Below are 18,229 nucleotides of genomic sequence, written 5' to 3'. Positions count from 1 at the left end.
GCATGCTGCGGAACGAGGTGCCTGGGGATGGCAAGGCCTACGGGGAGTCGCACGCAGGAGCAGCAGACCGCCGAACGTGATCTGCTGGGGACCTACCTGGCCGAGATCGGCCGGGTCCCGTTGCTCTCGGCGGAGGAGGAGGTGGAGCTCGCCAAGCGGATCGAGGCGGGTCTCTTCGCGGAGCAGCTGCTCGACAGCGGGGGCTCGGAGCCGCGCATCGGGGACGCGGCCGACGAGGAGCTGGAGCGGCTGGCCGTCTCCGGCCAGCGGGCGAAGGACGAGTTCATCCAGGCCAACCTGCGTCTGGTGGTGGCGGTGGCCAGGAAATACTCCGGCCGGGGGATGCCGCTGATCGACCTGGTGCAGGAGGGCAATCTGGGGCTGGTGCGGGCGGTCGAGAAGTTCGACTACCGGCGGGGCTACAAGTTCTCCACGTACGCGACCTGGTGGATCCGCCAGTCGGTGGGGCGCGCCATCCACGAGCAGGCCCGCCCGGTGCGGCTGCCGACGCACGCGGGTGAGCAGATGACCCGGCTGATGCGGGTGCGGCGCGACATGCTGGCCGAGTTCGACGTCGAGCCGACGGACGACGACCTCGCCGGGATCCTCGACCTGCCGATCGAGCGCGTGCGCGAGCTGCGGCGCTGGGCGTCCGACCCGGTCTCGCTCCAGCTCGGCGTGGGCGACGAGGACGAGACGGAGCTCGGCGACATGATCGCCGACGAGACCTGGGCCGACCCCGAGCAGCAGGCCATCGACATCCTGGAGCGGGAGCGGCTCGACCAGTGGCTGACCGGCCTGGAGGGGTCGACCAGCGAGATGCTGCGGTGGCGCTACGGCCTGGTGGACGGGCGCGAGCACACGCTCACCGAGGTCGGGGAGCGTTACGGCATCGGCCGCGACCGCGCCCGGCGCATCGAGCGGGACGCCCTGGCCCGGCTGCGCAAGATGGCCACCGCCGCCGCCTGACCCTTCTCCGACTCCATATCCGACATCCCGTAACCGCCCCACATCGAGGGGACGGTTACGGGATGTCGTGTTTCAGGTGGAGTGGGTGACAGATGTCATATGGGGCCCGTGACTCCGGCGACTACACGCTGCTCCCGGCCCCGGGCGAAACTGATGGCGAATCGAGCGTTGACACGGCTGGAGGCCTGATGTCGGCCACGAGCGCTATCTTGTCGCCCCACGGCGCAGGCGCCCCCGCGTTCACACAGGTGAAAGCGAACTTCGAGCTTGTCGCCAAGTACGGCGACAACGTCCCGCTGTACCTGTTCTCCGATATGTTCCTGCGCGTGCCCGCCCTGCGCGAGCTGTTCCCGGTGCACATGAGCCGCCAGCGAGAGCGGCTGATGGCGGCGCTGTCGTTCGCCGTGGAGCACGCGCACAACCTTCCGGAGATCACCCCGTACCTGCACCAGCTCGCGCGCAGCCACCGCAAGTTCGGCACCGAGGGCGAGCACTACGAGCAGTGGAGCGCCAGCGTGGTGAACACCATGCAGCGCTTCTCGGGGAACATGTGGGACGAGGGGCTCGAGGAGGAGTGGCGCGACTTCCTGTCGCTGCTGACCCGGACGCTGTCGGAAGGGGCGCGGCAGGACGCCAGCCTCCGTCCGGCGTACTGGACGGCCGAGGTGATCAGCCACGAGCGGCGCAGCGTCGACGTGGCCGTGCTGCGGCTGCTGGTCGACCGGCCCTTCAAGTACGTCCCGGGCCAGTCGGCCCCCGTCGAGGTCAGGCAGTGGCCCAACATGTGGCGCTACTACTCGATGGCCAACGTGCCGCGCCGCGACAACACCGTCGAGCTGCACGTCAAGGCGGCCGGCGCGGTGAGCCGCACGCTGGTCTGCGACGTGCGCGAAGGCGAGGTCGTCAAGCTCGGCGCGCCCGTCGGGACCCTCACGCTCAACCCGAACACGGGACGCAACATCCTGCTCATCGCGGGCGGCACCGGATTCGCCCCGATCAAAGCCGTTCTCGAGCACGTGACCAAGCTGCCGGTCCCGCCGTGGGTGTCGGTGTTCACCGGCGCCCGCGAGCGCGGCGGGCTGTACGACCTCGACGTGCTGCGCGACTGGGAGCAGAAGTACCCGTGGCTCACCGTACGCGCGGCCCTGTCGGAGCTGGAGGACCAGAGCGTCGCCACGACCGGCACGGTCGGCGAGGCGGTCAGCCGCTACGGCCGGTGGGAGGGCTACGACGCCTACGTGTGCGGCCCGCCGGCCATGGTCGACGGCACTGTGGCCATGCTCCACGCGAACGGCTTCACCGACAACCGCATCCGCCTGGAGAGATTCGCGGGCGCCGCCACGCCTTCCCGGAGGTTCGCCATATGACCGACTCGATGGAGCCCTTCCCCCCGCCGGGCCAGCCCCTCGTCGCCAACGCTAACGGCAACGGGCACGCCGCCGCGCAGGACCTGCTGCCGTGGTCCGACGCCGGCGAGAGCAACGCGGAGGACGTCTGGGAGGAGCCGGCGTGGGACGAGCCCCAGGCGGCCCCGAGCGGCGACCCCTCCGGCGACCGGCTGACTCCCGCAGAGCTGCGCGCGGTGGTCTTCCGCCGCGCCCCGCTGGGCAAGCGCGGCCTGGACGAGCACCAGGTCAACAGCTTGCTCGACCGGGTGGAGGCCGAGCTGGTACGCCTGACGCAGGAGAAGAGGGCGCTGGAGACCGAGGTCGAGCTGCTGCGCGACAGCGCGGCGAGGCAGCCGGAGCCCGTCGCCCCTCCCCGCGAGGAGCCGGCGGCGAGGCCCCAGGAGACCGGGCTGGCCCGCGTCGACCAGGCCGAGCACGCCGCGTCCCGCTCGGTGGCCGGCCGCGTCCAGGAGGCGCACGTGTACGCCGCCAGCCTCCTGTCGCAGGCCCAGCAGACCGCTGACCAGTACATCAAGGACGCCCAGCGATACAGCAGGGAGCTGATCGAGGACGCCCTCCTCAAGCGCGGCACGATCCTGTCCAACGCGGCGGCCGAAGGGGATCGGACCGTCGGGGTGGACGCGGTGGGGCAGGAGATCGCCCGGCTGCGCACGGCCAACCAGACCTACCGCGGCAAGCTGCGCGACTACTTCGAGCTCATGCTGATGAATCTCGACGAGTGGGAGACCGCGGAAGGGGCCGGCGGCTCGACCTGAGCCGGCCGGCGCCGGGCGCCGTCCGCGAAATTGCGGGCGACGGCGACAGACGTATTCATTCACATCGGGGGCTTTACCGGACCAGTGTGTGGAGAGGCGTGCCCGAAAACGCCCTCTCCCCGCCTCTCAGAGAGGAAAAGAAAATGGCGCTCCGCAACGAACTCAAGCCCGTCGTGCCGGGCACGGTCAGGACCGTTCAGATTCTCATGTGGATCGGCGTGGTGCTCGGCGCCATCTCGTTCGTCATCGGAATCCTCGGAATGGCGGTCATCGCGTCGGGAAATCTCCCCGCCGGCACCAGTCAGGCCGACCTGCCCGCCCCGGACGCCCTTTCGTGGGCCTCCCTGCTGGTCTCCGCCGTCCTGCTGGTGGTCATGCTGGTCCTGGCCATCAGGATCCCGCGCCGCGCCGCCGGCACGCGTAACGCCATCGTCTGGCTGTTCGGCGTCTCCGCGGTCCTCGCGCTCGCCACCATCCTCATCGGCTCCTCGCTCCCGACCATCATCCTCACGGTCGCCATCTCGGTGCTGGTCATCGCCCTGCTGATGACGCAGTCGGCCAAGGAGTACTTCAACGCCTGAGCCGCGGCGAAGGGGGGCACCACCCGCCGGGCGGGTGGTGCCCCCCTTCAGGTGCGGGAGGTCAGCGGATCAGCGCGGGGTCCGCGGGCAGCGGGGCGTCGGAGCGCGGCCGTACGAGGCGGAAGAGCAGGAGCGCGACGGCCACGTACAGGACGCCGGCCAGCACCCCGCCGGAGCTCGCGAGGACCGGGTTGAGCGGCGAGTCGGCGTCGGAGCCGAGCAGGTTGAGCGTGGCGGAGCTGTCGTTGAAGATGGCGTGGCCCATCACCGCCGGCCACACGCTGCCGGTGGCCAGCCGCGCCCACGAGAGCAGCGCGCCCAGGGCGACGCAGATCGGCACGAACATGAGGGCGGCCCACGGCCCCAGGTTGGGGTAGTTGTAGCCGAGCAGGGTGAGCGGCGCGTGCCACACGCCCCAGATGACGCCGGAGATCAGCACCGCTCTGAGCGTGCCGTACCGCATGAGCCTCGGCAGCAGCCACCCGCGCCACCCCCACTCCTCGCCGAAGGCGGGGATCATGGTGATGAACGCGGCCAGCGGCATGGTGACGAGCATGGCGATCGCCGTCACACCGAGGTCGCCCATGTCCGCCCCCGTGGCCTCCAGAGCCTTGCGCAGCCCGGAGTGCCCGGCCAGGTCCAGCTCGGCGACGCCGACCAGCGCGCTGAGCAGCAGCGTGAGCGCGACGAGCACGGGCACTCCGAGCCACACCCCGAAGAAGACCGCGACGGTCCTGCCCTTGCGCGGCCCGAGCCCGAGCCCGGTCTCGCGGGCCAGCTCGCGGAAGGTCTGCCCGCCTCGCAGGCGGCTCACCAGCCACACCACGAGGACGGCCAGTGTCGGCGTGAACATCATCAGCGCGGCGTACGCCACCAGAAGGGGGTCGGACAGCCCGCGGCCGTTCAGCCATGCCGGTGACGCGACGAGCCAGGCGAGCACGATCGCGACGGCGCTGAACCAGAGGGTCTTGGATCGCATGAAATGATCATGCTATTTCCGGCTTGACCACGCCAGACGCCGAAGTCACGCAACGCTGTGGACAAATGTCATACGGGCCGGGGAAGCGGCGGGGAAGCGGGCCGTTGTTAAGGTCCCCACGACAGCCGCGAACGTGGGACGCCCCACTTGACGGCGAAAGCGAGACGGCAACATGAGACCTATGCTTCAGGCCAGGGGCCTGACGAAAAGATACGACTCCGTGCTGGCCGTGAGTAATGCCAACTTCGCCGTACGGTCAGGTGCGATCACGGGCTTTCTCGGCCCCAATGGGGCCGGAAAGTCCACCACAATGCGGATGTTCCTCGGCCTGGACAGCCCCACGAGCGGTTCGGCCCTCATCGACGGCAAGCGGATCGACGAGTGGCCGGCGCCGGCCAGGAAGGTCGGCGCGGCGCTGGACCCGCAGTGCGTCCACCCGAGCCGCCGGGCGATCGACAGCGTGCGGTGGGCGGCCCACCTCGCCGGGGTCGAGCGCAAGCAGGCCGAGGTGCTGCTGGACCGGGTCGGGCTGACCGAGGTGGCCGGTGAGCGCGCCGGGCGGTTCTCACTGGGCATGAAGCAGCGGCTGGCCCTGGCCGTGGCGCTGGTCGGGAACCCCGAGATCGTGATCCTGGACGAGCCGATGAACGGCCTGGACCCGGACGGCATCAGGTGGATGAAGGCCCTGCTGTGCCAGTTCCGCGACCAGGGCAGGACCGTCTTCGTGTCCAGCCACCTGCTGGCCGAGCTGGAGGGCCTGGTCGACGACCTCGTGGTGATCGCCCAGAGCAAGATCGTCGGGAACGGGTCGGCGGAGGCGTTCATCAGGCGCTTCCAGGGCCAGTCGGTGGTGGTCGGCTGCGACGAGCCGCGGCTCCTCGCCGAGGCGGTCATCAGGGCGGGCGGCCGGGTCAAGCGGGACACCGGCCAGCAGCTCCTGCACGTCACCGGCCTCACCGCCGTCGAGGTCGGCAAGATCGCGCGCGACAACAAGGTGGCGCTCTTCGAGCTGCAGGAGAAGCGCAGCCTGCAGCTGGCGTTCACGCAGGCGACCGCGGACCGGTCCGGGATCAGGGGGGAAGTGGGCTAGCCATGGACTTCGCCAAGCTGTGGTCCACCGAGATCATCAAGTTCCGGACCCTGCCCAGCAACGTGGTGACCGTGAGCGGCGCCGTGGTGCTCGCCGCCGCGATCGCGCTGGGCATGGGGACCATCGTCGAGCCGGACGGCACGCTCCCGGCGTACGGCGGGATGCGGGTCGACTCGGGGGGCTCACAGGTCCTGGCCAGCGGCATGCAGGTCGTGCTCTACGCGATGATGGTGCTCGGCGTGCTGTCGGTGACGGGGGAGCTGCGGGCCGGCACGTTGCGCGTCACCATGTCGATGGCCCCCTGGCGGGGCCTGGTGTACGCCGCCAAGCTCGCCTCCCTGGCCACGATCGCGGCCGCGACCGCGCTCGCCGCCCTGCTCGTCGAGTACGTGGCCGCGCTGATCACGGCGGGGGACACCGCGTTCTCGCCGTTCGCCCAGGGCGGCGTCTTCCACCTGGTGTCGTTCCTGTTCACGGTGCCGCTGATGGCGATCCTGGGGGCGGCGACCGGGCTGCTGCTCAGGAACGGGGCCGGAGCCATCTCGGCGCTGTTCGCCTGGGCGTTCGCCGCCGAGGGCATCCTGACCGCCTTCCTCCCGCAGTCGGTCTATCCCTACCTGCCCTTCGTGACGATCGGGGTGGCCGCCGGCTCGGTGACCACCGGACCCGTTCCCTTCGTCGGACTGCTCCTCTTCGCCGGGTACACCGCCGTGATGGCCGCGGTCGCGTACCTCTTCTACAAGCAGCGGGACGTCGGATGAGCCCGCTCAACCAGTCGTCCACAGGACGTGGACATCGAGACCATGGGGGTCGTGTGACCGCCTTACCGCGGCTGCCTCAGAGACGGAACACCTACGAGCCCGTCTCCTTGGGAGAGGTTCCCGAGATCAACGCGTTCCTGAACTCGAAGGGTCTCGGCGAGCTCGCCGACGACCAGATCACGACGTACGTCGGACGCAACGACAACTGGACGGGCAGGACCTCCAACGGCACGGCCGTCTTCGTCAAGAGACTGCCGGCCCTGGAGGAGGCGGCGGAGAGGGTCAGGCGCTCCGTGGCCTTCGACAGCGCCGTCCACGCCGCCGGCCAGGGGGAGCTGCGGGCGCCTCGGCTGCTCGCCCACGACGTCACCCGGAACATCCTCGTCTTCGAACTGCTCGACGAGGCCACGACCGGCGCCGACCTCGCGGCGGACGAGCAGTTCCACGACGAGCTGGCCCGCCAGGCCGGGCGCGCGCTGGGCGTGCTCCACAGCATTCCGGCGGCGGAGCTGCCGGTCCCCCTGGAGACCGGCAGGCCGATCTTCCCCGACCTGTTCCTGCTGGACGCGCTGCCGCTGCCGTTCTACCTGTCCTTCACCTTCGCCGAGGTGAGCCTGTGGAACATCATCCACGGCGACAGGGGCCTCACCGAGGCCCTCGGCAGGCTGCGCGACATGGACCAGCGGGCGCCGCGGCGGCCGACCCACTGCGATCTGCGCCTCGACCAGTTCCTCGTCACGGACGACGTGCTGTACCTGACCGACGGCGAGGAGTTCCGGCTCGCCGACCCGGCCAGGGACGTGGGCGCCTTCGCCGGGGAGTGGCTGCACCAGGCCGTCGCCGGGCTCTCGGGCAAGGGTGAGGACGACGCCTTCGCCGGCCCGCCCACCCACGAGGAGATCGTCTCCCGGGGCGCCGCGAACCTGGACCGGCTCCGCCCTCGGATCGCGGCGTTCTGGGACGGCTACACGACGACGTGCGCCGACATCGACGACGAGCTGCCCGTCCGCGCGACGGCGTTCGCCGGCTGCCACCTGTTCGACCGCGCCGTCGTGACGTCGGGGAAGAGCGCCCGCCTGCACGCCGGCCTGCGGGCGGCCATGGGCATCGGGCGGACCGCGCTGTCCGACCCCGAACGGTACGTGACGGCACTCGGGCTGGGGGACGGCTCATGACCACGATCGGTGTTTCGCCCAGGCTCGGCGAGCTGCTCGCCGAGATCGAGGTGGCCCAGGGCGCGAACGTGGCGTTCGTCCGGGACCAGAAGGTCGAGGGCTCGACGCCCAGGGAACTCGTCGGGAACCTCGCCCGCGCCCTGTACGTCACCCTCCACTGCGGCAGGGAGGAGCGGGACGGGCTCGGCCCCCGCACCCTTCGCGACAGGCGGCTGGAGGAGCGCTTCACCGAGGCCACCCCGCACCAGGCGACGTGGCTGCCGGTGCGGAACCCGCGCCCGTCCGGCCAGGACGGCGTGACCGTCGTCGAGATCGACGGGGTGCGGGTGGCCGTCCCCGCCGACGCGGTGCTGGAGCCGGGCGAGAGCCCCCACCCCGGACAGGTGACCCTGCGCGTGCCCTCCTACCGGGCCGCGCTGTCACCGGGCTTCTTCCTCGTGGACGGATCGCAGGGGCACCCCATGGACAAGCCGCTCCTCCGGGTGTACGTGCACGTCGCCGAGGCCGAGCACGCGCCGCGCGCGTGGAACGCCGTGCTGGCCGGGCTCGAGGCGGCGAACCGTCCGTACCGGGCGAAGGTGTGCTCCTCGCCCCTGCTGTACCCGAGACGGGACGCGCTCGTCGTCTACCTGGGCGTGAGCGACTGGCACCTCGCCTCCGCCGTCGAGGCCGCCGTCAGGGGCCTGCCCGGCATCGGCCACGACACCTCACCCTTCGCCCGCCGGCTGGCGCCGGGCGTCGGGATCGCCTGCGAGCCCGAGGACGCCCGGCCGGAGCGCGCGGGGATGAGCTTCGGCGAGCACCGCGCGCTGGCCCTGGCCGAAGGGCTCGTCGCCCAGGCGGCGTCGGGGCCCGGGAGCTCTGCCGGCTCGGCCGTCGCCGAGTCGCTGATCGCCGCCCGCATCGACCCCGGCGAACCCGCCCGCAATTCCGACTCACCCGAATTCCCGGCTCTGCAAGGTGTTGAGTGATGCCACGTCCCCCGGCCATCCCCCTACAGGAGAAAACCAGACTCGTGCTGGCCGTGCTCGCGAAGGAGACCACGATCGCCGAGGCTGCGAAAGCGGCCCAGGTGACCGAGCAGTCGGTCATCAACTGGCGCAGGCAATTCGTCGACGGGGGGTGCGCCGGGCTGGCGGGCGGCGCCGCCGACCGCCGGCCCGAGCGCGAGGAACAGCTGGTCAACGAGATCAAGAGGCTGAAGATGGCGCTGGGCGAGGCCTACGTCGAGGTCATGACGTGGCGAAAGGTCGGTGGCGCGAGAAAGGTCCCTTCCGAAACCTCGAAATGATCAGGCAAGAGGTGGGGGTTTCCATTTCGAGGTTCTGCGACATTCTCGACATCCCGCGCCGAAGTTACACGCGCTGGCGTGCCGAACATCTCTCAAGAAAGGAGGAGGACGATTCAGACTCCGGGCAAGAATAACGGTCCCGCGGTGATGGCGCGGCGGCTCATGATGCGATACGGCACCAAGGACGTGCTGCGCGGCATCGACCTGACCATCAGACGCGGGGAGGTGGTGGCCCTGCTGGGGCCCAACGGCGCCGGCAAGACCACCACCGTCGAGATCCTCGAAGGCTTCCGCCGGCGCAGCAGCGGCGACGTACGCGTTCTCGGTGCGGACCCGAACGCGCCCGACGAGTCGTGGCGCTCGCGGATCGGGGTGGTCCTGCAGACCTGGGGCGACCACCCGCGCTGGCAGGTGGCCGAACTCCTCGAGCACATGGCCGGTTTCTACCCGAACCCCCGGGACGTCCCGACGCTGCTGGAGGAGCTGGGCCTGGAACGCGAGGCCGGGCAGATCATCCAGAAGCTGTCCGGGGGGCAGCGCCGGCGCTTCGACGTCGCTCTGGGCATCGTGGGGAACCCCGAGCTGCTGTTCGTCGACGAGCCCACCACGGGCTTCGACCCCGAGGCCCGCAGGAACTTCCACGACCTGGTCGAGCGGCTGCGCGGCGACGGCCTGACCATGCTGCTCACCACGCACGACCTGCACGAGGCCGAGCGGCTCGCCGACCGGATCGTCATCCTCATCGACGGCCAGATCGCCGCCGAGGGCACCACCGCCGACCTGGCCGAGCAGGCCAGGGCCGAGACGAAGGTGATCTGGAGCGAGGACGGCGAGGAGCAGGTGCAGTACGCCAGGGACCCGTCGGAGGTCGTCTGGCAGCTGCACAAGAAGTTCGACGGTCCCATTCCGGACCTCCAGGTCCATCGACCCACGTTGGAAGACGTCTACCTCCAGATGGTCCGGGCGGGGGAGCCACAATGACCACACCCAGCGCGTTCGTGAACGGCCTGCGCAGGGGGCGGCGGGAGGTCGTCCAGGTCCTCCGCAGCCCCAAGGAGCTGTTCAACTTCCTGAGCACCCCGGTCCTCATGGTGGTGCTCGGCCTGTTCGTCCGCGTCGACATACCCGGCAGCGACGTCGGCATGGGCCACCTCATCGTCGCCGGCGGGATCACCACGATGATCGCGCAGGCGTCCATCCTGGTGGTCCCGCAGGCCCTCGCCGTCGAGAAGGAGGACGGCACGCTGCTCCGCATGCGCACTGTGTCCGGCGGCATGACCGCCTACCTCGTCGGCAAGACGTGCGTGGTGGTCGTGACCGCCGTCGGCGGCGCCCTGCTGACGCTCGCCGGCGGCGTGCTGTTCGTGGGGACCGACCTGCCGCGCGACCTCGCGCACTGGGGCACCTTCGCGTGGGTCATCCTGCTCAGCCTGGTGACGCTCACGCCTCTCGGCGCCGCGCTCGGCGCGCTGCTGCCCAATCCGCGCGGGTCGCTGGCGCTGATGATGCTGATCATGCTCTTCCTGCTGGGCTTCTCCGGCCTCTACTTCCCGGTCACCGTGCTGCCCGGCTTCGTGCAGGCGATCGTGTCGATCTTCCCGCTGAAGTGGATCGGCCAGGGCATCCGCTCCAGCCTGCTGCCCGACGCCGCGCTGGCGGCCGAGACGGCGCAGAGCTGGCAGCTGATGCTCGTCTTCGTGGTCCTGGCGGTCTGGGCCGCCGTGGGCTTCGTCATCGCGCCGGGCATGCTGCGCCGGATGAGCCGCAGGGAGTCCGGCACGCGTCTCAAGAAGGCGGTGGCGTCATGACGCCGTACGAGCGGAGGCAGCGGCTGTCGCTGATGTTCCCGGCGCAGCCCGGCGGCCTCGACGAGCTGATGGACTTCGCCGGGTGCGCGCGGGAGGTGAGCGCGCGCCGGCTGTGGATGGGCCAGTCCATCCGGCTGGACACGTACCAGGCGATGGCGGGGCTGGCCGGCAGGATGCCGGGGCTTCCCCTCGGCACGGGGGTCACGCTGACGCCGCTCATGCACCCGTACATGGCGGCCATGGCGGCCAGGAGCGTGAGCGCCCTGTCGCAGGCGTCCTTCGTGGCCGGCTTCGGCCCCGGCGCCAAGGAGTTCCAGAACAGCGTGCTCGACCGCCCCTTCGAGCGGCCGCTCAAGGCGGTGGAGGAGTACGTCACGCTGGTCCGGCGCCTGCTCGACGGCGAGGTCGTCAACCACAGCGGAGAGCACTACACGATGAGGTCCGTCCTCATCCCGGTGCAGGCTCCCGTGGTCGAGGTGGGGGTCGGCGTCCTGCGCCCGGGGATGGCGAAGGTCGCCGGACGGGCCGCCGACGTCGCGATCACCTGGCTGGCGCCGCCCTGGTACATCAGCGACCACCTGAATCCCGCGTTCGAGCTGGGCGCCAAGGAGGCCGACCGCGAGCCGCCCCGGGTGGCGGCGGTCGTGCACGCGGCGGTGAAACGCCGGGGCCGCAACCTGCGCCGCATCGTCCAGGCCGTGGTGGGCAGCCACCTGTCCGCCGCCCACTACACCGACATGCTGCGCAAGGCCGGGCTGTCCGTGGACCCCGCCAACCCGCGGCAGGGCGCCCAGGAGCTCATCGACTCCGGCGTCTTCGCGACGGGCACGCCGGACGAGATCGCGGTCGCGATCGAGAGGTACGTCGAGTGCGGCGTCGACGAGGTGATCCTCAACGTCGGCGGCGTCTACCTCGTCGAAGGTCAGGCGGCGGCGGAACGCGAGATCCGCGAGATCATGGAGGCCTGGGAATCCCGTGAGTGACGACAACCCGACGATGGGCGAGGCCCCGGCCTTCGGGGCGCGCAGGCTGCTGTTCGCCGGCACCGGCGCGCTGGCCGTCGCCCACATGCCGTTCTGGGTCAACTGGCTCAGCTTCTGGTATCCCAAGCTGGAGGTACGGGTCGCGATCACGCGCAGCGCCGCCCGCTTCGTGAGCCAGGCGGCCCTGGCCCCGCTGGCGGGGCGGGAGGTCTTCCTCGACGCGTGGGCGGACGAGCCGGCGCCGACGGCCCCGCACGTGGAGCTCACGGAGTGGGCCGACGCCGCGATCGTCCATCCGGCCACGTACAACTTCGTGACGCGGTTCGCCCTCGGCATGGCCGACACGCCGGTGCTCCTGGCGCTGCAGTGCACCAAGGCACCGGTCGTCGTCGCGCCGGCGCTCCCGCCCGGCGGGGTGGACTCCCCGGCCTACCTGCGGCACGTGGCTTCCCTGAACGAGCGGCCCAACGTGGCCGTCGTCCCGCCGACGCCCGGGGCGAGCGCGACCACCGGGCGGATGGACGCCGCGGTGGCCACCCCGCTGCCCGAGGTGGTGGCCGTGGCGGAGAAGCTGCGGATCGAGCTGGGGGGTGCGGCATGACGCGTACGGGAACGCCCGGCGCGCTGGTCGATTCGTTCGGCACCGGCTTCCTGGTCACCCGCGTCTTCCGGCAGGGCGACGATTACCTGTGGGTGCGCACGCCCGGACCCAGGCGCGGGAACCGGTTCACCGCGATCCCGGAGGAGCTGCGGGACCCGGGGCTCGCCGCGGGCGGCGTCGCGCTGACCCCGGGCACGCCGGTCGGCGACGACCGGCACTACCTCGTCGGGGCCCGCTTCTCCCTGGCGCTGCTCATGGCCGCCCAGCCGGCCGGGCCGCACTGGACGGAGCTCGCGCCGCTGCTGCGCGGCGTGGGCGAGCTGGTCCGCCGGGTCCACGACACCGTCTCGCCGGCCCCGGCCGCGGAGCCGCCTCGGGGAGCCGAGCGCCTGAGGCGCTGGATGGCCACGGGGGAGGGCGCCGCCCCGGCCGGTGACCTGCACCGGCTCGCGGTCCGGAAGCTCGGGCGCGAGCGCTGGGACCGGGTGCTCGGCTGGTGCGACGGCGCGGTCGCCGACGGCTCGCGCGAGCGGGTCCTCCTCCTGGGCGGGGTGACCCTCGGCGGCCTCGTCCCCGCCCGCACGGCCCCTCCCGCCGGGACCCCGGCCGCGGCAGGACGGCTCGCGGCAGGCGAGGAACCGGCCGCGGGGGGCCGGCTCCTGGTGGGCGAGGAGCTGGCCGCCGGCCCGCCGGAGTACGACCTGGGCTGGACGCTGGGAGAGCTGTTCGAGTTCGGCGCGCTGCACTGGAAGGCCGCGGACCAGGGCGAGCCCGCCGCGCACTGCGCCGCCGCCGCGCGGAGCCTGCTCGACGGCTACGGCCGAGAACACCTCGACCTCGACCTGCTCGGCCGGGTGGCGCTGCTCCGCGTCCTCACGCACGCCCACGACTTCGCCGCGTACGTCGCCTGGACCGACCAGCTCCACGAGTACCTCGACCTGGCGATTTCCATGATCGACACAGACGGTACGGCGGCTCTGCCCCACGACACGCTCGCGTGAGCACGGAGGACCACAGTGGCACTGGACAACGCGTTCTACGACGACACACTGGCCTCGGTCTACGACCAGATGTACCCGCTGGACGGCGACACGGTGCAGGCCATCGACTTCATCGGCGAGCTCGCGCCGCCCGGGGGCCGGATCCTGGAGCTCGGCGTCGGCACCGGGCGGATCGCCGTCCCGCTCGCCGAGCTCGGCTACGACGTCCACGGCATCGAGGGCTCGACGGCGATGCTCACCAAGCTCAAGGAACGCGACCCGGACGGCAAGGTCACCACGCATCTCGGCGACTTCACCGAGACCACGACGGGAGAGCAGTTCGACGTGGTCACGCTGGTGCTGAACACCTTCTACGTCGCGATCACCAAGGAACAGCAGCTGTCCTGCCTGCGAAACGCGCGCGGCCAGCTGCGCGGCGGGGGAAAGCTGATCATTGAGGCGTTCGACCCCGCCCCATACCATGACATGAAGAAACCCGAGGTCTCCGTGCGGCATCTCAGCGAGAGGGCCATCATGCTCGACACCTTGACGGTCGACAGGTCCAAGCAGCTGATGGTCGCGACGCACACCATTCTCTCGGCCGGGTCCCCGGAGACGAAACGGCACGTCATCCGTTACGCCTTTCCCGCCGAGATCGATCTCCTCGCCCAGCTCGCCGGCCTGCGCCTGGCGGGCCGCTGGGCCGGCTGGACGAAACTGCCCTACACCTCGGCGAGCCTGCGACACGTGTCCGTGTACGAGCCCGACCAGGACGTCTGACGTCACGAAACCACAAGGGAGACATGCCATGGCGGAAATCTTCATCGCAGCCGCGACAATGGTTCTCGGAGGCGGGGCCGCGGCGGCCGTCAACAAACGCCAGAAGAAAAAGAGAGAGGCATTTACGGCGCAATTCGGATCCTTCGAGGAATTCCGCCGGGCAGCCGATCCCGATCGCATCAGGGCCATCCGGGACGACCAGGGCGAACTCGTGGCCGTCAAGGTGGTCCGGCAGGAATACCCCGGCATTCCGCTGGAATATGCCACGCGCTTCGTCAAGCAACTCTGACCGCCCCGCACGCGCGCGCTTCCGCGCGGCGCCACCAGGGCCGGCCTGACCCTCTCGCACTCCGCGTCTCGGGTGTCCGCGGAGTGCGCGGTGGCGGCCGTACCATGCTCTAGCTGCGAGGTTCGGGAAGTCCGAGAAGGGCAGCCCGAGCCGCGATGACCCGTGCCCGCAGGCCCGCCGTCGATACGGCGCCGCCCGATCTCAAATAACAGATGGAAACGGGAAGGCCGCGGGCGAGGCCGCCGGGCCGCCCGGACGCCGCCGATGACGGTCCATTACCGCTGGTGCGGCAACCGTTCAGACAATGGACACGGAAAAACGCCTGACCGGGCCGCCGGTTAGCAAAAGTTTCAAAACTCGATCGGTGAGCCACGAAAGTTTTTCTATGGATCTCCCCGGCCGGACTCGGTAAAATGACATTTGTCATAAGCCGAGCACGATCGGCAGACACGGGGGGAACTGGTGCAGGACACGTTCTCGGGGGAGCTCCGCTTATTCTCCCGGGGCGAACCACCTCACCGCTTGTGGCCGCACTCCCCGTCTGGAATCTCTCAGTCGAACCGACGGAGGTCTTCATGACGACCACGGACCAGCTCATGGCAGGCTACGCGACCTATGCCACACCCCAGGAAGTCGGCGCCGCCGCCGCCGGCGAGGCGCCGGAGATCAGCCCGATCTCGGTAGCCGTCCTGTCCTTCATCGGGCAGTCCAGCTACGCCTGCGGCGCCGGCATCAGCATGGCCGTCAGCTTCACCATCGGCAAGGGTTGCTGAAGTGATGTCGGGGTGCCGCCGGGCCCGGCCCGGAATCTCCCGGCCCGGCTCCGCCGCCCCACGGGCGGCGGGCACCCCGGCCCCATCTCGGACCGCCCTAACGCAGCCAACCGCGGCATGACGAGGTAGATGTGCGAAAGTTCAGCTTGCCCAACGGTCTCCGGGTCCTGCTCGACCCGCTTCCTGGCATGCCCGTGATGGGCATCGGCGTCCACTACCACGCCGGCTTCCGCGCGGACCCGGACGGGCGCAGCGGCCTGGCGCACCTCGTCGAACACCTCATGTTCCAGGGCGGCGCCGGCCTGCCGCACGCCGGATACTTCACGCGGGTCGCGGAGGTCGGCGGCAGCGCGACCGCGTCCACCTACCAGGACTTCACCCAGTACTGCCAGGTGGTCCCGCCGGACGGCGCGGACAGGGTGCTGGCGCTCGAAGCGGAGCGGATGGGCGGGCTCGACATCACCGAGACCGCGTTCAGGACCCAGCTCGACGTGGTGCGCGACGAGATCCGCATGAAGACGAGCCGCCCGTACGGTGGATTCCCCTGGACGGTCCTCCCGCGGCTGCTGTTCCGGACCTTCCCCAACGCGCACAACGGCTACGGGACCCCCGAGGACCTGGACCGGATCACCATCGACGAGTGCGCGCGCTTCCACGAGACCTCGTACGTGCCGGCCAACGCGCTCCTGACGGTCACCGGCGGCTTCGAGCCCGACCGGATCATCGAGCTGGTCGAGCGGCACTTCGGCGCGCTCCCGGCGCGAGCCGTCCCCGCACCCGCGAGCCTCGCGGAGCCGCACCGCACGGACGAGACGCGCGGGGAGCACCGCGACCCGAACGCCCCCCTGCCCGCGGTGGCGGTCGGCTACCGGCTGCCCGATCCGCGCGCGGCCATGCAGGACTACCTCGCGCACATGGTGCTGTCCGGGCTGCTCGCCTCCGGCGCCACGCCGTGGCTGCGGCAGCCGCCCGGCCACGAGTTCGCGCCGAAGGTCAGCACGTCCTGCGGGTTCTTCGGGCCGCTGCTCGCCCGCGAGCCGGACACCGGCCTGGTGGTCGTCACGCATCCGGGCGGCCTCCGCGCGGACGACATCCTGGCGGATCTCGACGCGGCCTTACGCCTCCTCTCCGACACGGGCCCGGACGCCGCCGACGTCGAGCGCGTCGCCGCCCGTCTGGCGATGTCCCATCACCGTTCCTGCGACGCCCTCGCCACGCGCACCGCGAGGGCGGGCGGTTACGAGCTGCTCCACGGAACGGGAGAGCTCGTCGACGACCTCCCACGGTTGTTGCACTCGGTCACCCCCACGGGGGTGTCCCATGCGGCCAAGTCCGTCCTGTCCGACGCCCGTGCCGTCGTGACCCTGACCCCGGGAGAGAACGATGACGTTTCCTGAGGTGAACGAGCAGGTCCTGCCCTGCGGGCTCCGCGTGCTCTCCACGCATTCGCCGTCCGCGTCGATGGCCGAGGTCCGGCTCGCGATCCCCATGCCGTCCACCGCCGTCGACCTGGCCGCCGCGCTGGTGATGGTGGACAGCCTCCCCGGGGGCGGCGGCCGGGCCGACGAGGCCGAGAACGTGCTCGGGCCCGGCGCGCTGGTGCAGACCACGTACGACCACCGCTGGCTGCGCATCGGCGCCTCCGTGCCCGCCACGAAGCTGCCGGAGCTCATCGCCCTCGTCTTCGGGGCGCTCGCGACGCCGCGCTACAGCGCGGACACCTGCCGCGGCGCCACGCGGCGGATCATCCAGCGCAACATCATGGCGCGGTCCCACCCCCAGATCATCGCGCGCACGGCGCTGGGCAGGCACTGCTACGGCGACGACTTCCCCGCGGTGCTGCCCGAACCGTCCGCGCTGTCGGCGGTCACCCCCGAGGACGTCACGCGGCTGCACCGGGACCACCTGGTTCCGGACCGGGCCCTGCTCGTGGTGACGGGGGGAGCCGACCAGGGCAGGACCTCGAAGGCCCTCGCCGAGGCGACCTCCTCATGGTCCGCGGACCCCGGCCGCGAGGCCCCCGCGCGCGGGCCCGAACTGAAGGACGCGGGCATCACCCTGGCCGAACGGCAGTCCACCGGGCAGTCCGACATCACCCTGATCGCCCGCAGCCTGCCCAGGACGGACCCCCGCTTCCCCGCGCTCAGCATCGCCAACTGCGTGTTCGGCGGCTACCCCGCCTCGCGGCTCGTCGCCCGGCTGCGCGAGGAGAAGGGGCTCGTCTACGCCGTCGAATGCGCCCTGGACGAGCTGCTCGAGGACGAGCTCATCATGATCCACGCCGGGATGGACCCGTACGACGCCCCCGTCGTGCTCCGGGAGATCCAGTCCGAGCTGGCGAGGTTCGCGGCCGAGCCACCGACGGCCGCGGAGATCGCCACGGCCCGCGAATACATGCTCGGCATGCTCTACCAGAGCGCCGCCTCCCAGGCCGGCCTCGCCGAGCTGCTCTTCAGCGTCGCGCCGCTCGGCGTCGGCCTGGACTGGCTGCTGTCCCTGCCCCAGGTGCTGCACGACGTCACCACCGACCAGGTGGCCGAGATCGCGCGCGAGCTCTACCCGCCGGACCGCTTCTCCGGGGTCGTGGTGGGCGAGCGGGGCGTCCTCGGCGCCCAGGAGTTCGACGTGCCGCAGGGGGCGGCGCGGTGACCCGGAAAGCCAACTCCGCAGTTCATTTCAGATGTCAACACATCACCACGGGAGGATGAATGAGTACATCAAGTCAGCTGATGGCGGGTTACGCCGCCTACACGACCCCATCTGAGGTCGCCGCGTCGGCGACGACCGAAGCGCCGGCCATCTCGCCGGTTTCCGTAGCGATCTCGGCGTTCGCCACCGCCTCCTCCGTGGAGTGCGCGGTCTTCTCCGTCGGCCTCGTCGCCAGCGGTGTCTCCGGATGGACCATCGGCGCCGGCTGCTGAGCTCGAAAGGGACCGGCGGCCCCCCGCTCCACGAGCGGAGGGCCGCCGGTCCTCGCTTTTCCCCGGCGGCCCATGACGGTGGGT

Annotated in this window: 21 protein-coding genes; 20 read left to right on the top strand and 1 reads right to left on the bottom strand. The window is 71.0% G+C overall.

The genetic code is table 11. The annotated features are described in order from the left end of the window. The first annotated feature begins 27 nt into the window (after window positions 1-27). The 4 genes from FH608_RS00870 to FH608_RS00855 all read left to right on the top strand — a co-directional run bounded on the left by FH608_RS00870 (window position 28) and on the right by FH608_RS00855 (window position 3,714). Window positions 28-969: a sigma-70 family RNA polymerase sigma factor gene (locus tag FH608_RS00870; protein ID WP_139627786.1), complete on the top strand. Its 942-nt coding sequence runs from the start codon at window positions 28-30 to the stop codon at window positions 967-969. 248 nt (window positions 970-1,217) lie between these two features. Next, window positions 1,218-2,336 carry a globin domain-containing protein gene (locus FH608_RS00865; RefSeq protein ID WP_193318172.1) on the top strand — a complete coding sequence of 373 codons (1,119 nt, stop codon included), beginning with the start codon at window positions 1,218-1,220 and terminating at the stop codon, window positions 2,334-2,336. After that, window positions 2,333-3,133, top strand: coding sequence for a DivIVA domain-containing protein (locus FH608_RS00860; RefSeq protein WP_139627784.1), 801 nt, complete (start codon window positions 2,333-2,335; stop codon window positions 3,131-3,133). Before FH608_RS00865 ends, FH608_RS00860 begins: the two co-directional genes overlap by 4 nt. 143 nt (window positions 3,134-3,276) lie before the next feature. Next, window positions 3,277-3,714 carry a hypothetical protein gene (locus tag FH608_RS00855; protein ID WP_139627783.1) on the top strand — a complete coding sequence of 146 codons (438 nt, stop codon included), beginning with the start codon at window positions 3,277-3,279 and terminating at the stop codon, window positions 3,712-3,714. Window positions 3,715-3,775: 61 nt separating this feature from the next. On the opposite strand, the gene FH608_RS00850 is transcribed toward FH608_RS00855, so the two are convergent. Then, window positions 3,776-4,693 (bottom strand): CPBP family intramembrane glutamic endopeptidase, encoded by a 918-nt coding sequence (locus FH608_RS00850; RefSeq protein WP_139627782.1) that lies wholly within the window; start codon window positions 4,691-4,693, stop codon window positions 3,776-3,778. Between the two features lie 172 nt (window positions 4,694-4,865). Here FH608_RS00850 and FH608_RS00845 point away from each other — a divergent pair, with 172 nt between their 5' ends. From FH608_RS00845 to FH608_RS00770, 16 genes are all read left to right on the top strand, one after another. After that, window positions 4,866-5,783, top strand: coding sequence for an ABC transporter ATP-binding protein (locus FH608_RS00845; protein ID WP_139627781.1), 918 nt, complete (start codon window positions 4,866-4,868; stop codon window positions 5,781-5,783). Window positions 5,784-5,785: 2 nt separating this feature from the next. Beyond that, window positions 5,786-6,544 (top strand): hypothetical protein, encoded by a 759-nt coding sequence (locus FH608_RS00840; protein WP_139627780.1) that lies wholly within the window; start codon window positions 5,786-5,788, stop codon window positions 6,542-6,544. Window positions 6,545-6,651: 107 nt separating this feature from the next. Then, window positions 6,652-7,719: a class V lanthionine synthetase subunit LxmK gene (gene lxmK / locus FH608_RS00835; protein WP_139627779.1), complete on the top strand. Its 1,068-nt coding sequence runs from the start codon at window positions 6,652-6,654 to the stop codon at window positions 7,717-7,719. Beyond that, complete coding sequence (locus tag FH608_RS00830; protein ID WP_139627778.1) at window positions 7,716-8,690, top strand: T3SS effector HopA1 family protein; 975 nt, start codon at window positions 7,716-7,718, stop codon at window positions 8,688-8,690. Before lxmK ends, FH608_RS00830 begins: the two co-directional genes overlap by 4 nt. Continuing rightward, window positions 8,690-9,010, top strand: a complete 321-nt coding sequence (locus FH608_RS00825) for a helix-turn-helix domain-containing protein (RefSeq protein WP_139627777.1) — start codon at window positions 8,690-8,692, stop codon at window positions 9,008-9,010. Before FH608_RS00830 ends, FH608_RS00825 begins: the two co-directional genes overlap by 1 nt. A 162-nt stretch (window positions 9,011-9,172) precedes the next feature. After that, a complete protein-coding gene (locus FH608_RS00820; RefSeq protein WP_226898841.1) occupies window positions 9,173-9,991 on the top strand; it encodes an ABC transporter ATP-binding protein in 819 nt (272 codons plus the stop codon). After that, window positions 9,988-10,818 (top strand): ABC transporter permease, encoded by an 831-nt coding sequence (locus FH608_RS00815; protein WP_139627776.1) that lies wholly within the window; start codon window positions 9,988-9,990, stop codon window positions 10,816-10,818. Before FH608_RS00820 ends, FH608_RS00815 begins: the two co-directional genes overlap by 4 nt. Further along, window positions 10,815-11,801, top strand: a complete 987-nt coding sequence (locus FH608_RS00810; RefSeq protein ID WP_139627775.1) for an LLM class flavin-dependent oxidoreductase — start codon at window positions 10,815-10,817, stop codon at window positions 11,799-11,801. Before FH608_RS00815 ends, FH608_RS00810 begins: the two co-directional genes overlap by 4 nt. After that, window positions 11,794-12,402, top strand: coding sequence for a flavoprotein (locus FH608_RS00805; protein WP_226898840.1), 609 nt, complete (start codon window positions 11,794-11,796; stop codon window positions 12,400-12,402). Before FH608_RS00810 ends, FH608_RS00805 begins: the two co-directional genes overlap by 8 nt. After that, window positions 12,399-13,403 (top strand): hypothetical protein, encoded by a 1,005-nt coding sequence (locus FH608_RS00800; RefSeq protein WP_139627774.1) that lies wholly within the window; start codon window positions 12,399-12,401, stop codon window positions 13,401-13,403. The genes FH608_RS00805 and FH608_RS00800 overlap by 4 nt, the downstream gene beginning before the upstream one ends. A gap of 15 nt (window positions 13,404-13,418) precedes the next feature. Beyond that, a complete protein-coding gene (locus FH608_RS00795) occupies window positions 13,419-14,162 on the top strand; it encodes a class I SAM-dependent methyltransferase (RefSeq protein WP_139627773.1) in 744 nt (247 codons plus the stop codon). Window positions 14,163-14,190: 28 nt separating this feature from the next. Then, window positions 14,191-14,451: a hypothetical protein gene (locus tag FH608_RS00790; protein WP_139627772.1), complete on the top strand. Its 261-nt coding sequence runs from the start codon at window positions 14,191-14,193 to the stop codon at window positions 14,449-14,451. Between the two features lie 575 nt (window positions 14,452-15,026). Next, the gene (locus tag FH608_RS00785) at window positions 15,027-15,224 is read left to right on the top strand and encodes an LxmA leader domain family RiPP (RefSeq protein WP_139627771.1); all 198 of its coding nucleotides are present in this window, start codon (window positions 15,027-15,029) and stop codon (window positions 15,222-15,224) included. 131 nt (window positions 15,225-15,355) lie between these two features. Beyond that, entirely contained in the window at window positions 15,356-16,621 is a 1,266-nt protein-coding gene (locus FH608_RS00780; protein ID WP_226898839.1) for a M16 family metallopeptidase, read from the top strand. After that, the gene (locus FH608_RS00775; protein ID WP_139627770.1) at window positions 16,608-17,873 is read left to right on the top strand and encodes a M16 family metallopeptidase; all 1,266 of its coding nucleotides are present in this window, start codon (window positions 16,608-16,610) and stop codon (window positions 17,871-17,873) included. The genes FH608_RS00780 and FH608_RS00775 overlap by 14 nt, the downstream gene beginning before the upstream one ends. 59 nt (window positions 17,874-17,932) lie before the next feature. Next, window positions 17,933-18,145: an LxmA leader domain family RiPP gene (locus tag FH608_RS00770; RefSeq protein WP_139627769.1), complete on the top strand. Its 213-nt coding sequence runs from the start codon at window positions 17,933-17,935 to the stop codon at window positions 18,143-18,145. Window positions 18,146-18,229: the final 84 nt, after the last annotated feature.

It is taken from the genome of Nonomuraea phyllanthi, from assembly GCF_006334985.2.
GTDB classification, from domain to species: domain Bacteria; phylum Actinomycetota; class Actinomycetes; order Streptosporangiales; family Streptosporangiaceae; genus Nonomuraea; species Nonomuraea phyllanthi.
The sequence above is the reverse complement of the archived record's forward strand: the minus strand, read 5'-3'. Positions and strand labels throughout refer to the sequence as shown.

Bases quoted from the DNA above. Each gene is read 5' to 3' on its own strand.
- FH608_RS00775 (WP_139627770.1), top strand. From the start codon at position 16,608: ATGACGTTTCCTGAGGTGAACGAGCAGGTCCTGCCCTGCGGGCTCCGC.
- FH608_RS00855 (WP_139627783.1), top strand. From the start codon at position 3,277: ATGGCGCTCCGCAACGAACTCAAGCCCGTCGTGCCGGGCACGGTCAGG.
- FH608_RS00790 (WP_139627772.1), top strand. From the start codon at position 14,191: ATGGCGGAAATCTTCATCGCAGCCGCGACAATGGTTCTCGGAGGCGGG.
- FH608_RS00770 (WP_139627769.1), top strand. From the start codon at position 17,933: ATGAGTACATCAAGTCAGCTGATGGCGGGTTACGCCGCCTACACGACC.
- FH608_RS00810 (WP_139627775.1), top strand. From the start codon at position 10,815: ATGACGCCGTACGAGCGGAGGCAGCGGCTGTCGCTGATGTTCCCGGCG.
- FH608_RS00785 (WP_139627771.1), top strand. From the start codon at position 15,027: ATGACGACCACGGACCAGCTCATGGCAGGCTACGCGACCTATGCCACA.
- FH608_RS00850 (WP_139627782.1), bottom strand. From the start codon at position 4,693: ATGCGATCCAAGACCCTCTGGTTCAGCGCCGTCGCGATCGTGCTCGCC.
- FH608_RS00830 (WP_139627778.1), top strand. From the start codon at position 7,716: ATGACCACGATCGGTGTTTCGCCCAGGCTCGGCGAGCTGCTCGCCGAG.
- FH608_RS00815 (WP_139627776.1), top strand. From the start codon at position 9,988: ATGACCACACCCAGCGCGTTCGTGAACGGCCTGCGCAGGGGGCGGCGG.
- FH608_RS00840 (WP_139627780.1), top strand. From the start codon at position 5,786: ATGGACTTCGCCAAGCTGTGGTCCACCGAGATCATCAAGTTCCGGACC.
- FH608_RS00845 (WP_139627781.1), top strand. From the start codon at position 4,866: ATGAGACCTATGCTTCAGGCCAGGGGCCTGACGAAAAGATACGACTCC.
- FH608_RS00860 (WP_139627784.1), top strand. From the start codon at position 2,333: ATGACCGACTCGATGGAGCCCTTCCCCCCGCCGGGCCAGCCCCTCGTC.
- FH608_RS00870 (WP_139627786.1), top strand. From the start codon at position 28: ATGGCAAGGCCTACGGGGAGTCGCACGCAGGAGCAGCAGACCGCCGAA.
- FH608_RS00800 (WP_139627774.1), top strand. From the start codon at position 12,399: ATGACGCGTACGGGAACGCCCGGCGCGCTGGTCGATTCGTTCGGCACC.
- FH608_RS00825 (WP_139627777.1), top strand. From the start codon at position 8,690: ATGCCACGTCCCCCGGCCATCCCCCTACAGGAGAAAACCAGACTCGTG.
- FH608_RS00820 (WP_226898841.1), top strand. From the start codon at position 9,173: ATGATGCGATACGGCACCAAGGACGTGCTGCGCGGCATCGACCTGACC.